The organism is Streptomyces sp. NPDC088732, assembly GCF_044751205.1.
In the GTDB taxonomy this organism is placed as follows: domain Bacteria; phylum Actinomycetota; class Actinomycetes; order Streptomycetales; family Streptomycetaceae; genus Actinacidiphila.
This window is the reverse complement of record NZ_JBIVLI010000036.1, coordinates 19,907-34,328: the sequence shown is the minus strand read 5'-3', so window position 1 is coordinate 34,328 and position 14,422 is coordinate 19,907. Positions and strand designations below refer to the sequence as shown.

Below are 14,422 nucleotides of genomic sequence, written 5' to 3'. Positions count from 1 at the left end.
CGGCCCCTTCGGCCGGCCTCTTCGGCCCCTGCGGAGTCGCTCGGCGCCGTGGGATGGTCGCGGTAGCGGACAAGGGGGACCGATATGAACGCAACGATGGTGCTCTGGCGCCGGCGGCGTCATCCGCTTCGACGTCGCTCGGATGTCCTCCAGGCGTGGACGGGTATTACGGCCGCCTTCCTGATAGCCCTCGGAGCACCGGCGGTAGGCGCGGTCACCGCGGTGGGAACGGAGCATTCTGCGCTCCGTCAGGGCGAAGGGATGCGGCAGGTCGACGCCGTGGTGACCAAGGATGCCGCCCCTGCTGTGGTGAACATCGACACGGGCGCCCGCAGCAAGGTGGATGCCCCCGTGCGCTGGGCCGCTCCCGATGGTTCGGTGCGCACCGGAAGCGTGCAAGTGGAGTCGGGCAGCCCGGCCGGTTCGATCACCCGTGTCTGGATCGATCAGGGCGGTCGTATCCAGCACGTCGCCCCGCTCACTGCCGCAGAGGCTCGGGTCCAGGCGGTGGTGTCGGGGATCTACGGGGCCGTCGGCACGAGTGCTGTGCTCCTGGCGGGCCGTTGGGTGGTGCGCCTGCGCATCGACCGCTGTCGCGCAGACGCTTGGGAGCGGGAATGGGCGGAGGTCGAACCCTCCTGGGCGCACCGCGAGGCTTGAGGTCCTTGCGCGAAGGGAGCCGGCACGGCTGCCACGGTGGGGCTCAGCCGAGCGGGATGAGGACAACGGGGCAGTACGCGTGATGGAGCACCGCGTGCGTGACCGGGCCCATTCGCATGCCCAGCGGGTCGCCTTCCCGGCGTCGGGCACCGACCACCACCACGTCCGCTGCCCGGCTCGCCTCGACCAGAGCGGCGGCTGCCGGCCCAGGGACGGTATGCACGCGCACTGCCACATCGGGGAAATGCTCGGCTTGCTTCGCCGTCGCGAAACGGGCCAGTTCCTCGTGCTGCCGGACCTGGGCCCGAACATCCTGCCGCGGTGGGACCGGCCACTGGCCGATCCGCATCAGCTGACGAGTCCACGTGTGCAGGACCTTGAGCCGGGCGCCCCGCCGCTCGGCCTCCTCGAAGGCGAAACGGGCGGCTCCGGCATCGCTGTCGTCCTTGAGGCCGAGGAGTACTTTGTCGTGCCGCAGCCCGCGGCGCGCGGCCGCGTCCTCACGGCCGACCACCATCAGCGGGCCCGCTGCGTGAGCTGCCACGCGCAGCCCGACCGAACCGAGGAGCAGCCCGGCGAATCCGCCGAGACCACGCGTGCCGACGACGCTCAGCGACGCTGTGCGGCTGAGACGAGCCAGGGTCGTCGCCGCCGGTTCTGCGGAAAGCTCCTGCTCGATCGGCTCGTCGGGCAGCCGGTCGGTCACGCGCAGTGCGGCCAGCTGCAACAGGCTGCGAGCCGCCTCGGCCGGCGGTCGGTCGCGATCGGCTCGCAGGCCGAAGCCGACGGTGGCCGGATCGACCCACGGCAGCCCGTGGACGATTCGGAGCACCGCCGACCGCAGGCTCGCTTCCTCCGCCGCCCGGTCCAGCGCTCGGGTCGCCGAATCCGAGCCGTCGACACCGACCACTACCTGCGCTGGTTCGTCCCTGGGCCCGGTCATCTCGCCCTCCCGTCCCTGGCGTTCGCTCCGTTCCCGAACAGGACAGTTCGGGGGACTCGCGTTCGTGTCGACAGGTTCAGCCGCCCACGATGCGCCGCCCGGTGACGGTCCCCGGGGTGATCTTGAGCCACAGATTGCGGCCGCCCCCCGCCCACGGCCCGGTGCGGGCATGTTCGACCAGATGCTGCACGCCGGCCGGGTCGGTGACGGTCCGGGCGACCCCCCGGATCAGCACGCTCCAGCCCTGGCTGAGCAAGTCGTCCACGTGGTCCACCTCAAAGGCGCACCTTGTGCCCGACACCGCCGCTGGGGTGGACCCGGGGTAGGAGCGGAACGCGATGGCCCCGTCGACGACCACGTAGTTGACCGGCAGGATCGTGAGTCCCTCGGGCATGAGCACGCCTACCCTGCCCACTCCGTGCGTGGACAGCAAAGCCCAGCACTCTTTCCGGCTCAGCATGACCAGTTCGGCGCCTTCTGCTGCCTGCGCACGACCGAGTGGCGATTCGGCACTGCCGCTCAGCTCGGAAACGCTGGTGTCCAAAGCCGCGGCGAGGTCCTGCAATTCCGCGCCCTGCGGAGCAGCGGTGGGCTCGAGTTCCACATACCGGAGGTGGTCGGGAGCCATCCTGGCGCGCGCTGCGGCCTCCTCCCGCGAGAGGCCGAGTTCCTGGCGGCGCAGTGCGATCCGCCGTCCGATGTCCCCGGGGCTTGCCGGTGGTGTGGAGTGTTCCGCCATGACAGATCACGTCCTTCGGTGCTCGGCTCGTGACAGCCGGGGTGGAATGAGCCGCGGAGCACGACCTCGAGTCTGCCCGCGGGCCCCTCAAGAGGGCGCCTGCGTTCTTCACACCGCCCCGACCGACATCCGGGACCGGCGACATGGAGGCCAGACACCCTGAACAGACGTTCCTCCGTCGGTGCAGGTGTGACCCTGTGCCAGGATCGCGGGCAGCACCGTAGTGGCGCATGGGCCTAACGGGTCCCGATTCCTGGGCCGTCCAGGGACAGCTCGCACCGGGGGAACCGCTTGACTGCCCGGCCCCCGTGCGCTCCGTCCCTGCTGTGTGGACCACTCGGTCTCGTGAACGGACCCAACGCCCTCTCCCTGCCGGTGGGCGAAACGCGGTGTGCTGAGCACAAGGACCACCGGGAGCCGCACGCCTCGTCAGGGAGGTCACCATGAAGATTTCCGCCTTCATGAACGCACCTGCCGTCACCGTGTCGCCTTCTGCCTCCGCCCGCCGGGCAGCGCTGCGCATGCGGGACGCGGCCGTGGGTTCGGCCCTGGTCACCGAGGTGGACCAGGTGCTCGGCGTTGTCACCGACCGTGATCTCACGGTGCGCTGTCTCGCGGGCGGCCGCGACCCGGATATGCCTGTGTCGGACCTGATGTCGGCCCCGGTGGTAACCGTGGACGCCACCGATGACATCGACGTCGCCTACCGGACGTTCCGCAGGTCCGGCGTTCGGCGCCGTCGCCTCGACCGTCCGGCACGCACCCGAACCCTCGCCCCGCTGCGTGCGGTGCTGGGCACCCAGCCCCTGTCCGGGACGGACCTCGCCATCGCCTGTGGCCTGTCCGCCCTCGGATACCTGGTGATGCGTCTCCAGGCGGGGCTGTTCCCGGCCTGCGTGGGTGAGGCGGTCAGGACACGAACGCGTTGAATCCTGAGGTGTGCCAAGCACGGCCGTCGGGCAGAACGGCGAATGCCTCGTACCCGGCGAGCGATTCCAGCCACGGGCGGGAGTCTTCGCCCCGTGCGAAGGCCGCTGTCGCGTAGGCGTCGGTCATCGTCAAACGGGGACCGATGACGGTGACCGAGGCGAGTCCGGCGGCGGGAGCGCCGTCATGGGGATTGACGATGTGGGCTCCGCGCTCCGCGATGCCCGACGTGGCGACGGCCAGGCCGCCGTCCGCGGTCACGACGGTGGCCAACTCCTTGCGGCGCAGCGGGTGGGCGATCCCGATGCGCCACGGTGTGCCGGGGGCCGCCTGGCCGTGAATCTGGATGTCGCCACCACCGTTCACACACGTGTGGTGTGCGCCGGCCGCGTGCAACAGCCGGGAGGCGTTTTCGGTGGCCCAGCCTTTGACCATGCCCGAAGGGTCGAGGGTGCCGGCGGCCATGGCACTGAACCAGCCGTCGGTGTCGCGGGTCGCCTGCGCGCACAGCGACAGCACTTCGTGAACCTCGGGCGGGCAGTCGGCCAGGCGGATTTCGCCGCGGGCGAGCTTGCTGACGGTGCTGTCATGCCGGTACGTCGAGAACACGGCGTCCACGGTGTGGAGGTGGCGGACCGCGTCGGCCAGGGCACGGTGGATGGTGGGCGTGGGCCTGTCGCGGATGTCGAAGGAGAAGACGGTGCCCATGACGTGCTCGACATGGCGCAGTCCGGCACCGCTTTCATGCACGGGCCTGGTCCAGAGCGCTTTGCAGGGACTGGATGTAGCCCTGACTGGTGTAGCTCGCGCCCGACACGGTGTCGATGCCGGCGCTCTGGGCGCCCAGGGCTTCCTGCGTCAGGCGCGGCAAGGCGTAGGAGGCGATCTGCTGGTCCCTGCCGTTTTCGTCCGGCGCCTGAAGGACACGGACGGCGGTGATCTTTCCCTCTCTGAGGGTGGCGGCCACCTGCACCGTCCCGTACCGCGTCTCCACGGGGGTGCCCGTGAAGGTCCCGCTGGCGTCGCCGTGCCCGCTCGAAGGCGCCTGCTGCCCGGCCGGGGGCAACGAATGTCCCGGGTGTGGTCCGCCGGGACTGTCCGCGAGAGCGGCGAGGTGGTGAGGCTTGAGGGAGAGCAGCGCGATGACCAGGGCGCTGGTTCCGGTGGTGGTGAGGACGGCTCGGCGCATGGCGGTTCTCCTCAGAACGCGAACGACTCGTGGTGGATGCGGCGGGCGAGCACGCCTGCCTCGCGCAGGGCACGGACAGCGGCTTCCGCCATGGGCGGGGGGCCGCAGAGGTAGACATCGTGGTCGGCGAGGTCGGGAACGAGACCGGTCAGGCCACGTGCCGTCAGGGGTGAGGAGAACTGCTCCGGGACGTCCACGACGTAGTGGACGGTCGCGTGGCGGCGCCGGGCTATCGCATCGAGTTCGCTGCGCAGCGCGAGGTCTTCCGGGCGGCGTGCCCGGTAGATAAGTGTCACCTGACCGGGCAGGGTTTCGAACAGGGCCCGCAGGGGAGTGATGCCGACCCCGCCTGCCAGGAGCAGCACCTTGGCCGCGGTGCGGCGGTTCGCGGTGAAGCCCCCGTAGGGGCCTTCGGCCCAGACGCGAGTGCCGGGCGCCAGCCGGGCAAGGGCACCGCTGTGGCCGCCGGCGGCTTTCACGGTGATGCGCAGGTGCTGCTGCTGGGCGGGGGCGGACAGGGAGTACGGGTTGGCGGTCCACCACATTCCGCGGGTGAGGAAACGCCAGCGCAAGAACTGCCCCGGGGCTCCCCCCAGCTCGTCCAGGTACCGACCGCTGAGGTGGACGGACACCACGCCCGGCGCTTCGGCGTGGACGGCGGCGACTTTGAGTCTGTGGCGCAGCCCGCGCCGGAGAGGGACGGCGAAGCGGTACCAGGCGACCAGGACGGCGACGCCGAGGTAGAGCGTGTACCAGGCAGCCTGTGCGGGCTGGTTGCCGACGAAGTCCGCGCCGTTGGAGAGCTGGTGGCCGAAGGCGAGGAAGACCGCCAGGTAGGTGGCGAAGTGCAGATAGTGCCAGGCCTCGTAGCTCATCCTGCGGCGGGCCGCCCGGGCGGAGATGACGCCTGTGGCGAGGAACAGCAGAAAGCCGGCGGTGCCCTTCAGCAGATCCGGGTAGTCCAGGACCAGGCTTGTGGTCTGCGCAACGAGCGAGGTGTGCGCGGCCAGGGAGTAGCCCCAGATGATCAGCAGGGTGTGGGCGAGCGCCAGGGACACGGTGCAGCGTCCACCCCAGGCGTGCCAGCGGGCGAGCCGGTCGGTGCCGACGGTGTGGTCCAGCACCGGTACCCGTGCCATCAGGGCGAGCAGGACCGCGCTGGCGTAACCGGCCAGGAGACCGGTGATGCGACCCGCTCCGGTCAGCCAGCCCGCCGGGCCCACGACGGAGGAGGTGTCGCTCCACCACAGCGCAAGGACCCCGGCGGCCCCGGCCCAGACGGCGATCGGTGCGAGCAGAGGGGCGACGCTGCGGCGCGGACGCCGGTGCTGCAGGTGGCCGCCGCCGTAGGTGGCGCTCGTCGAGGTCGTGGCCATGTGGTTCCTCAGGATCGATCGGGTGCCGGCAGCGCCCAGCATCACAACCGAACCTCTGTGTACCTTCTGAACGGGGGCCGCAGCGCAGGCTCAGAGGAAACTCAGAGGCGGTCGCTGCCGACAGGTGACCGTTCACGAGGGATGCTGGACAGACCATGGAAGAACCCCGCAGCCTGCCCCCCGCACTGCGTCGGCACGACGGCAGTCCCGTGCGCATTCTCGTCGTCGACGACGAACCCGATGTCACCGACGTGCTGTCCGCCGCCTTGGCCGGGGAGGGCTGGGAGGTCCGTACGGCCGCCGACGGGGCGTCCGCGCTGGCCACGGCCCACGGGTTCCGCCCTGACGCGGTGGTACTGGACTGGATGCTGCCCGATGCCGACGGCCTGCACGTGCTGCGCGAACTGCGACGTGGCGCGCAACGGGTGTGCGTGCTGTTCCTGACCGCCCGCGACGCGGTCGAGGACCGCATTGCCGGCATCACCGCCGGTGGCGACGACTACGTGACCAAGCCCTACAGCCTGGAGGAAGTCCTGGCCCGGCTGCGCGGTCTGCTGCGCCGGGCCGGCGTGACCGCCGAAGCCGGCGTCGACCTTCTCGTGGTCGGCGATCTCACCATGGACGAGGAGGCCAGAGAGGTCCGCCGCGCGGGGACAGCGGTCGAACTGTCCCGGACGGAGTTCGAACTCCTGCGGTTCCTCATGCGCAATCCCCGCCGCGTGCTGTCGAAGGCCCAGATCCTCGACCGGGTCTGGGCCTACGATTTCGGCGGCCGCGCCCACGTCGTGGAGTTGTACATCAGCTATCTGCGGAAGAAGGTCGACGCCGGACGCCCACCGATGATCCACACCGTCCGCGGTGTCGGATACGTCCTCAAGCCGGACTCACCGTGAAGCGGCTCCCTCCACGGACCCTGCGCGGTCAGCTCACCGCCGGCCTGCTCGTCCTGCTCGCCGCCGCGTGCCTGGCCGTCGGCATCACCACGGACCTGGCGTTGCGTGGTTTCCTGGTGGGGCGGCTCGACGAGCAGCTCTCGGTGACCGGCGGCCGCTTCGCCGCCAGCCTGGAGCACGAGCGGACGCCCGATGCGGACAACCGGCCGGACACCCGTGGACAGGCCGACGCGACCTTCGGCGCCAGGCTGCTCAACGGTGTCGTGACCCAGGCCGCAGTGGTCGACGACGCGACGGACCGGCGTCTCACCCTCCTGCCCGGCGACCGCCGTGCCCTCAACCGTGTCCCGGTCGACGGGAGGGGCCACAGCATCCGCCTCTCCCCGCTCGGGGCCTACCGGGTGGTAGCGGTGCAGGGCGACGACAACGACGTCCTCCTCACGGGCCTTCCCCTGCGCCCCGTGGAGGCGACTCTGCGCCGGCTCGAAGCCGTCGAGGCGGCCGTGTTCGGTGCCGCCCTCCTGGCCACCGGCATAGCGGGGGCGCTGTGGGTCCGTGTATCCCTGCGCCCCCTGCACAAGGTCACCGAACATGCGACGGGTGTCGCGCGACTGCCCCTGGCCGACGGTGACGTCGCCATGCCCGACCCCCTTCCGGACTCCGACCCCCGCACCGAGGTCGGGCAGGTCGCGGCCGCCCTCAACCGGATGCTCGGCCACGTCGAGGACGCCCTGGTCCGTCGCCAGGACAGTGAGGAACGCCTACGGCACTTTGCCGCCGACGCCAGCCACGAGCTGCGCACCCCCGTCGCCAACATCCGGGGTCACGCGGAGCTGGCCCTGCGCGGGCAGGGACCCGTGCCCGACGGTGTCCGCCACGCCCTGGAACGCATCCAGTCCGAGTCCCACCGCATGTCCCGCCTTGTTGACGACCTCCTGCTCCTGGCCCGACTCGACGCCGGACGTCCCCTCGAACACGAGAACGTCGACCTGACCCTGCTCGTCCTCGACGCCACGTACGACGCCCGCGCCGCAAGCCCCGGCCACCGCTGGACCCTGGACCTCCCCGAGGAACCGGTCACCGTGACCGGCGACGCCCACCGGCTGCAACAGGCGATAGGCAACCTGCTCGCCAACGCCCGCACCCACACCCCGTCCGGTACAGAAGTGTCGGTCACCCTCACCTCGGACAACGGCGGTGCCTGCCTGGTCGTCAGCGACAACGGACCGGGCATCCCCGAAGAACTGCAGTCCGAGGTCTTCACCCGTTTCGTTCGCGCCGACCAGGCGCGTTCACGGTCCACGGGGAGTACAGGACTGGGACTCGCCATCGTCCAGGCAGTCGTCAGTGCCCACCAGGGCACCGTTCAGGTCAGCAGCCGCCCTGGGCACACCTCGTTCCGCGTGACCCTCCGCACCTGAAGGAAAGGCACCGGGGGCTGCTCAAGTCCCGCACTCCGTACGCGTCACTGCGCAGCCGCCCTGATCTCCTCTTCCGTGGCAGTGTGCGACACCACGAGGAGCTCGTCCCCGGGCCGCAGCTCCATGTCCGGCGTCGGTACAGTGGGCCGGCCGTCGCGGACGACCGTGGCGACCACGGTGCCCTCGGGGTTGGACCACAGGCCGATGCGGAGGACCCCTTCGCGGTCGGTGCGTACCGCCTGGGCATTGAAGAACTGGCTGACGGCGATGCCCACTTGGACCATGGTGATCGCCTCCCGGTCGAGAACACCGCACGCAGGCCGAGAGCCTGGCTGCTTCCGATGAACCGCCGCATCACGGCCGCGGAGAAGAGCGGTTTGTGACGGGAGTGCGGGGACGGTCCATCACATCCGGCTCGGGAGATTCGGCCCCGAGCGCGAGCGCCGGCAGAACGTCCGAACTCAGGTCGATCGCCAAGAACTGCACGGCGGTGATCGGTACGAGGGGAAAGCCCACGAACGGCGCCACCAAAAGGCGCGCCAACCGATGCGGAGCGGCCACCGTGTGCACGGATACGTGCCGTCGGCGGGCCCGGGACAATGCCTGTGCGCCCCGCCCGGGCTGTTCAGGAGCGCGGGGTGTGCGAGCGGCATCTGGTCGGGGGGCAACGTCGTGGGGGTAAAGCCCGCGGACCAAGTGAGGAGGTGATGGTGCGACATGCCGTTCTCCCGATGCTCAGCTGCGAAGCCGGCCGTCGGCAGTGTGGTGCGCTGGGCGTTCGACGGAGCGCCGGTGGATGTCGTCCAGCCGGTAGGCGAGCCGGTTCACCACCGCGACGACACCGTCGCTGCGCCGGACCAGGCCCTCGGCCGCGGGGATGTCACTGAGGCGCTCCACTCGGCCTTCGAGGGTGACGACCCCGCCCTGGACGCTCACAGAGATGGCCTGCGGGGTGAGGCCCAGAACCTGGATCACCACGTCGTCGACCACTTCGTCGTGGATGTCGGCGTCGGGACGCAGGAAGATCCGAAGCACGTCTCCACGGGTGACGATGCCGATGAGGCGGTTCTCCTCATCGACCACGGGCAGGCGATTCACCTTGTGTTCGGCCAGGGCACGGGCTGTCACGGTGATGGCGTCGGTCGCGCGGACGGTGAAGGCCGGTGCGGTCATCAGCTGCCCAGCGGTGCAGTCGTGAAGCCGGGCCGTACGGGGGAGTGCGGGCCGGTTGGGTGACGGAGCCTGCTCCACCGGCCGCGTAGCCAGGTCGGTCTCGGAGACGACTCCGAGCACCTTGTCGTCGTCGTCCACGACGGGCATGCCGCTCACCCGGTGCCGGCCGAACAGCTCGGCGACGTCCTCGAATGAGGTTTCCGCCCGCACGCTGACGACATCCGGGGTCATCACGTGTCCGGTCTTGCGGAGCCTCATCGTCCTCTTCCTCCAGTTGCGACGTGCGGCCGCGGCCGCGGGCGGAGGCGGATCAGGGTCGTGCACTCATGGACGCGCACTGCCCCGTTGCGGCGGGCTGCGGGGCTGAACGGACGATGCCGAATGCGGAGCCGCCACGCGGACGCTCCCTTCACCGCCGGGCGGCCGCGGGCCTGGCGGTGTCATCGGCCTTGTAGCCCAGACGTGCATGGACGTCCACAACGCCGTCCACTCCACGGCACAGCTGCGTCACGACGGGGATGAGGCTTTTGCGGTCCACTACGCCGTCCAGCGAGACCTTGCCGTCGGTCACGGTCACGGTGACCGCGCCGAGGGGCATGCCGAGCGTCCTCACCAGCACGTCGCCGGTGATCTCCTCGGCTATCGCGTGGTCCCTGCGCAGGAACAGCTGCAGCAGGTCAGCGCGGCTCACCACGCCCACGAGCCGACCCGCCTCGTCCACCACCGGCAGCCGCTTGACGTTGCGACGCTCCATGACCCGCGCCGCCTCCACGACCGACCACTCGGGCCGTGCGAGGACCACAGGGCTGCTCATCAGCCCTTCCGCTGTCGTGGCCTCGATGCGCGCACGGTCCTGCGGCCGCGGCCGCGGGTGCGGGGGCGGCAGCAGGCCGGACGGGTCGAGCTGCCCCGCCTCCTTGCGGAGCAGATCGGCCTCCGACACCACCCCCACGGGCCGGCCGTCGTCGTCGACCACGGGTACGGCCGTGATCTCGTGCTCCGTGAGCTTCTGCGCGATGTCCTTGAACGACGTGTCCCGCCGTACCGACACGACGGCCTTGGTCATCAGGTCGCCGACATTGCGGTGATGCATCGTCCCCGCCTCCTGTCTGTACCCGGCGCCCGCCATCGGCAGGCTCTGCGTTGTTCCGCCTCCACTGTCGAACCGGGCACTCCGTGTCCGCATGGGCCGATGGGGCCACGGAGCCGGACGAGCGGCCCAACCGGTTCAGCGGTTGCCGGCAGTACGACGACAACCGCCCGGGTGGTGTGGGCCCCGAGTCTGCACCGGCGGCGGTCGGGCGGCGAGAGGGGCAGACTGAAGGAAACAGGGCGGCCGGGCCCGGGCGTCGTCTCCCGCTCGTGGACGTGGCCCGCAGGGACGGGGGGACTTCCTCGCGAACACCTGTACCTCGGCTCCAGGAGGCGGTCGATGCGGGCCTGGACCTGGTCGTACGTCGGATACGACCCCGCGCAGGAGCGCCTGCGCGAGGCGTTGTGCACCCTGGGCAACGGCTACTTCGCGACCCGCGGGGCCGCTCCGGAGGTCCGGGCAGGCCCGCACCACTACCCCGGGACGTACGTCGCCGGCTGCTACGACAGGCTTTCCTCGGTGGTCTCCGGGCGCAGTGTCCAGAACGAGGACATCGTCAATTTGCCCAACTGGCTTCCGTTGCGCTTCCGGTTCGCCGAGGGTGGTGACTGGTTCTCCCCGGACGACGGCTCGCTGCTGGATTACCGGCAGGACTTGGATCTTCGCCGTGGTGTCCTCACCCGCCGGTTCAGGATGCGCGGTCCGTGCGACCGGGTGCTGGCCGTCGAGCAGGTTCGGCTGCTCCACATGCGCGACCCCCATTTGGCCGCCCTGCGCACGGTGTTCACTGCCGAGGGGGACTGGGCGGCAGACCTGGACGTGGAGTCGGCTCTCGACGGCGACATCACCAACGCGGGAGTCCAGCGCTACCGGGACCTGAACGGGCGACATCGCCGACCTCCAAGGAGGCACCACACAGGAGGGCATTCACCTCGGCGCCATGGCGGGGACCCTCGACTTCGTGCAGCGGGGCCTGACCGGATTGCAGTCCCGCGCGGACGGACTGTGGTTCGACCCGGCCCCCCTGCCCCAGCTGTCGAGGTTCCGCTTCGCCCTGCGGCACCGCGGCCACTGGGGATTGAAGGTACGTGTCGGAGCACGGTACCTACGGGTCCGCGTGCCTGCGTCCGAGGTCTCACCGCTGCTGACACATGTCGACGGCGCGACCTTCGAGATCGGACCCGGCACGTCACGGAGGATGAAGCTGCCGAACCGGTGACATCATGCCCCGCCAGGAGCACCACAGCCATGCGGGGCGCGGTCCTTCCCCATGGCCTACGGCACGGCCGGCACCTGCCGCGCGCCCAGGGCTGCGACGCCGAGCCGCCTGCGCGGAGTTGCAGAACGAGATCGCTGCCGCGGAGTCGGGCGCGCTGGCACAGGCACTGCTTGGGTGGCGGGAGAGGCCACCGCTGGTGAAAGTGCCCGAACACTGCGTTTTTCCACACGCCGTTCTACGCGTGAGGCTCGGTGTGACTCGGGTCGCGTATCCTGGCAGCCCTCAATCGTGGTCGGGGACGACGGCCACGGGGCACGGTGCGTGGTGCAGGACAGCATGATTCACCGGACCCAGTTGCAGTCCGAGGGGATTGCGGCGGCGTCGCGCGCCGACAACCACCAGGGCGGTGCCTTGAGCTGCCTCCAGGAGTGCCGGGCGTGCGCGTCCTTCCGGCATCACTCGCTTCACGGGCACGCCCGGGAAGTCCGCCGTCGGCCGCACCAGGGCCTGGTCCAGCCGTTCCGCAGCCGCAGCGTGATCCTTGTGTGCAGCCGAGTCCTGCCATCCGTCCCAATCGGGTCCCACCCCGTGCGGCCTCCTCCAGGCATGGACCGCCAGTACGCCCCAACCGCGCGAGTTCGCCTCGGAGAAGGCGAACTCACGGGCGGCGTCCCCCGACCCGCCGACCGGCCCGACACCCAAAGCGATCCAAGGGATTTCGCCCGCTGCGCCCCCGCCACCGCGGACCACGACAATCGGGCAGGTCGCCTTCGCTGCCACCGTCAGCCCGACCGACCCCAGCAACTGGGTGGCGAACTCGCCACGTCCACGGCTGCCGACCACCACGGCGGCGGCGTGGCGGCTCAGGCGCAGCAGTGCCTCCTCGGCCTCCTCGGCAACGACCTCACCCAAGACCTTGACCTCCGGCCGGCGCAACAGAGCACGCTGTTCGGCCGACGCGAGGATGTGCTCCGCCATGATCCGTTCGGACGGACAGCCTGCCCCGGGGGACGGCCTGGCTCCCTCGTAGCGCTCCCACAGCGACGCGTACACGATGCGCAGCTCGGACCCGCGCAAGGCCGCCGCATCGGCGGCCCAGTCCACGGCGAGGAGCGAGGCGTCGGAGCCGTCGGTGCCCACGATCAGGGGAAGCGACACGATCGCCACCGCCCTTCCTCCAGGTTTTCAGCCCCTGTGTCAGCTTGATGGCCCCCATCTCCCGGGACCAGGGTCTGTCGGGATTCAGTACGGGGTCCCTCTCGGCCACGGTAGGGGCCCACCGGCCCATGTGCCGTTCCGGCGGGACGAGGGACAGTGAAAGCGATGACGAAGGACGGAGGCCAGTGATGTGGCACCGAAGCGTCAGCGACCTGATGACCGCGCCCGCAGTGAGTGTGCGGGCGGACGCACCCTTCAAGGAGATCGCAAAGCTCCTGGCAGAGCACGATGTCACGGCACTGCCGGTCGTGGACGACGGCAGTCGTCCCGTCGGGGTCGTCTCCGAGGCGGACCTGCTGCGCAAGGAGGCAGGGCAGCGCGATCCGGCCGACCTGATGCCGCCGCCGTACGCCTCGAGCGCGGACCGTGCCAAGGCCGAGGCTGTCAGCGCCGTGGAGCTCATGACGAGCCCGGCGGTCACCGCCCGGCCCGAATGGACGGTGGTCGAAGCCGCCCGCACGATGGAGCAGCATCGTGTCAAGCGTCTGCCCGTGGTCGACGAAGTCGGCTGCCTGGTCGGTGTCCTGAGCAGATCGGACCTGCTGCGGGTCTTCCTCCGGCAGGACCGTGCGATCCGTGACGAGATCACCTCCGAGGTGCTGGGCCGTACCCTGCGGCTGTCGCCCCTGGCGGTCACGGTGCACGTGGTCGACGGCCGGGTGTCCCTGGAGGGCACGATCGAGCGGCGAAGCGTGGTCCCCGTCCTGGTCGCGCTGTGCAACGGCGTCGACGGAGTGGTCGATGTCCGTGAGCACCTGCGGTACCGCGCGGACGACTCCAGCAGCCCCGCGCCGGCTCACCACCAGCCTGCCTGACCGTGGCTCCCTCCGCCGCAGGCCGCACTCCGGGCACCCCCAGTACAGAGAGGCGGACCATCATGGCCGGCAACACCACTTCCCACGCCCGCGGCGACATCGGCCGCCGGGTGGCCAGACGCCGCGAGGAACTCGGGCTGTCGCGCGACGACGTCGCCCTCAGCGCAGGCCTCTCGGCAGGCTACCTGCGGTTCCTCGAGGAGGAGGCCACGGCGGCTCCCCCCATGGGCACCTTGCGCAGCCTCGCAGGAGCCTTGCGCACCACGGTCGTCGCGCTCAACGGAGGCGCGGCAGACCTTCCCCCCGGCCTGGGACGGGCATCCGCACATCCGAGGTTCCTGGAACTCGGCCCCGAGGAGTGCTGGGCACTGCTCGGCACTCACGGCGTGGGCCGGGTCGTGGCACTCGTCGACGACGGTGCGACCGTGCTGCCGGTCAACTACACCATCGTGGACCAGGCCATCGTGTTCCGTACGGCTTCCGGCTCCGCGCCCGCCGCCATAGCGGACAGCGATGTCACCTTCGAGGTGGACAGTGTCGACGAGGCCCTCAGCCAGGGCTGGAGCGTCCTGGCACGTGGCCGCGCCCGCGCCGTAGGGGGGAAGCAGGCGGCAGAACTGGAACAAGCGGCCTACACCGGCCCCTGGCCGGGCGGGGACGAACGTGACCTGTGGATCCGGATCGACGTGGCCGGCCTCACCGGGCGCCGCATCGAAGTGCCCTGATGTCAGGACCCGGAGAGCCGGGCGGTGCCTT

Annotated in this window: 17 protein-coding genes and 1 pseudogene; 8 read left to right on the top strand and 10 right to left on the bottom strand. The window is 70.6% G+C overall.

The annotated features are described in order from the left end of the window. Positions 1-84: 84 nt before the first annotated feature. Positions 85-660 (top strand): hypothetical protein, encoded by a 576-nt coding sequence (locus tag ACIP9H_RS39180; protein WP_401963708.1) that lies wholly within the window; start codon positions 85-87, stop codon positions 658-660. A 43-nt stretch (positions 661-703) separates the two neighbouring features. On the opposite strand, the gene ACIP9H_RS39175 is transcribed toward ACIP9H_RS39180, so the two are convergent. Beyond that, a complete protein-coding gene (locus ACIP9H_RS39175; RefSeq protein ID WP_401963706.1) occupies positions 704-1,603 on the bottom strand; it encodes a universal stress protein in 900 nt (299 codons plus the stop codon). A 76-nt stretch (positions 1,604-1,679) separates the two neighbouring features. Next, complete coding sequence (locus ACIP9H_RS39170) at positions 1,680-2,342, bottom strand: pyridoxamine 5'-phosphate oxidase family protein (protein ID WP_401963704.1); 663 nt, start codon at positions 2,340-2,342, stop codon at positions 1,680-1,682. Between the two features lie 443 nt (positions 2,343-2,785). On the opposite strand from ACIP9H_RS39170, the gene ACIP9H_RS39165 reads away from it, so the two are divergent. Next, positions 2,786-3,271 carry a CBS domain-containing protein gene (locus ACIP9H_RS39165; protein WP_401963702.1) on the top strand — a complete coding sequence of 162 codons (486 nt, stop codon included), beginning with the start codon at positions 2,786-2,788 and terminating at the stop codon, positions 3,269-3,271. On the opposite strand, the gene ACIP9H_RS39160 is transcribed toward ACIP9H_RS39165, so the two are convergent. The 3 genes from ACIP9H_RS39160 to ACIP9H_RS39150 are packed head-to-tail and all read right to left on the bottom strand — an operon-like array spanning position 3,252 to position 5,834. Then, on the bottom strand, positions 3,252-3,977 hold the full coding sequence (locus tag ACIP9H_RS39160; RefSeq protein WP_401963763.1) for an FAD:protein FMN transferase: 726 nt from the start codon (positions 3,975-3,977) through the stop codon (positions 3,252-3,254). The two genes, ACIP9H_RS39165 and ACIP9H_RS39160, sit on opposite strands and share 20 nt — an antisense overlap. 34 nt (positions 3,978-4,011) lie before the next feature. Beyond that, entirely contained in the window at positions 4,012-4,458 is a 447-nt protein-coding gene (locus ACIP9H_RS39155; protein ID WP_401963700.1) for an FMN-binding protein, read from the bottom strand. A gap of 11 nt (positions 4,459-4,469) precedes the next feature. After that, positions 4,470-5,834: a ferric reductase-like transmembrane domain-containing protein gene (locus ACIP9H_RS39150; RefSeq protein ID WP_401963698.1), complete on the bottom strand. Its 1,365-nt coding sequence runs from the start codon at positions 5,832-5,834 to the stop codon at positions 4,470-4,472. 155 nt (positions 5,835-5,989) lie between these two features. Between ACIP9H_RS39150 and ACIP9H_RS39145 the strand changes: the two genes are divergently transcribed. Next, positions 5,990-6,727, top strand: coding sequence for a response regulator transcription factor (locus ACIP9H_RS39145; protein ID WP_401963696.1), 738 nt, complete (start codon positions 5,990-5,992; stop codon positions 6,725-6,727). Beyond that, positions 6,724-8,148 carry a sensor histidine kinase gene (locus tag ACIP9H_RS39140; RefSeq protein ID WP_401963694.1) on the top strand — a complete coding sequence of 475 codons (1,425 nt, stop codon included), beginning with the start codon at positions 6,724-6,726 and terminating at the stop codon, positions 8,146-8,148. The genes ACIP9H_RS39145 and ACIP9H_RS39140 overlap by 4 nt, the downstream gene beginning before the upstream one ends. Positions 8,149-8,192: 44 nt before the next feature. On the opposite strand, the gene ACIP9H_RS39135 is transcribed toward ACIP9H_RS39140, so the two are convergent. The 4 genes from ACIP9H_RS39135 to ACIP9H_RS39120 all read right to left on the bottom strand — a co-directional run bounded on the left by ACIP9H_RS39135 (position 8,193) and on the right by ACIP9H_RS39120 (position 10,414). Next, positions 8,193-8,432, bottom strand: a complete 240-nt coding sequence (locus tag ACIP9H_RS39135) for a TrkA C-terminal domain-containing protein (protein WP_401963692.1) — start codon at positions 8,430-8,432, stop codon at positions 8,193-8,195. A 70-nt stretch (positions 8,433-8,502) separates the two neighbouring features. After that, entirely contained in the window at positions 8,503-8,634 is a 132-nt protein-coding gene (locus tag ACIP9H_RS39130; RefSeq protein WP_401963761.1) for a cation transporting ATPase C-terminal domain-containing protein, read from the bottom strand. Between the two features lie 249 nt (positions 8,635-8,883). Further along, a complete protein-coding gene (locus tag ACIP9H_RS39125; protein WP_401963690.1) occupies positions 8,884-9,579 on the bottom strand; it encodes a CBS domain-containing protein in 696 nt (231 codons plus the stop codon). Between the two features lie 151 nt (positions 9,580-9,730). Next, on the bottom strand, positions 9,731-10,414 hold the full coding sequence (locus ACIP9H_RS39120; protein WP_401963688.1) for a CBS domain-containing protein: 684 nt from the start codon (positions 10,412-10,414) through the stop codon (positions 9,731-9,733). A gap of 339 nt (positions 10,415-10,753) precedes the next feature. On the opposite strand from ACIP9H_RS39120, the pseudogene ACIP9H_RS39115 reads away from it, so the two are divergent. After that, positions 10,754-11,305: pseudogene (locus ACIP9H_RS39115) on the top strand (glycoside hydrolase family 65 protein); the annotation flags it as partial. A gap of 49 nt (positions 11,306-11,354) precedes the next feature. After that, positions 11,355-11,633 carry a glycosyl hydrolase family 65 protein gene (locus ACIP9H_RS39110; protein ID WP_401963686.1) on the top strand — a complete coding sequence of 93 codons (279 nt, stop codon included), beginning with the start codon at positions 11,355-11,357 and terminating at the stop codon, positions 11,631-11,633. A gap of 282 nt (positions 11,634-11,915) precedes the next feature. On the opposite strand, the gene ACIP9H_RS39105 is transcribed toward ACIP9H_RS39110, so the two are convergent. Then, the gene (locus ACIP9H_RS39105) at positions 11,916-12,800 is read right to left on the bottom strand and encodes a universal stress protein (RefSeq protein ID WP_401963684.1); all 885 of its coding nucleotides are present in this window, start codon (positions 12,798-12,800) and stop codon (positions 11,916-11,918) included. Between the two features lie 179 nt (positions 12,801-12,979). Here ACIP9H_RS39105 and ACIP9H_RS39100 point away from each other — a divergent pair, with 179 nt between their 5' ends. Continuing rightward, entirely contained in the window at positions 12,980-13,666 is a 687-nt protein-coding gene (locus tag ACIP9H_RS39100) for a CBS domain-containing protein (RefSeq protein ID WP_401963682.1), read from the top strand. Positions 13,667-13,728: 62 nt separating this feature from the next. Next, positions 13,729-14,391, top strand: coding sequence for a helix-turn-helix domain-containing protein (locus ACIP9H_RS39095; protein ID WP_401963681.1), 663 nt, complete (start codon positions 13,729-13,731; stop codon positions 14,389-14,391). Positions 14,392-14,422: the final 31 nt, after the last annotated feature.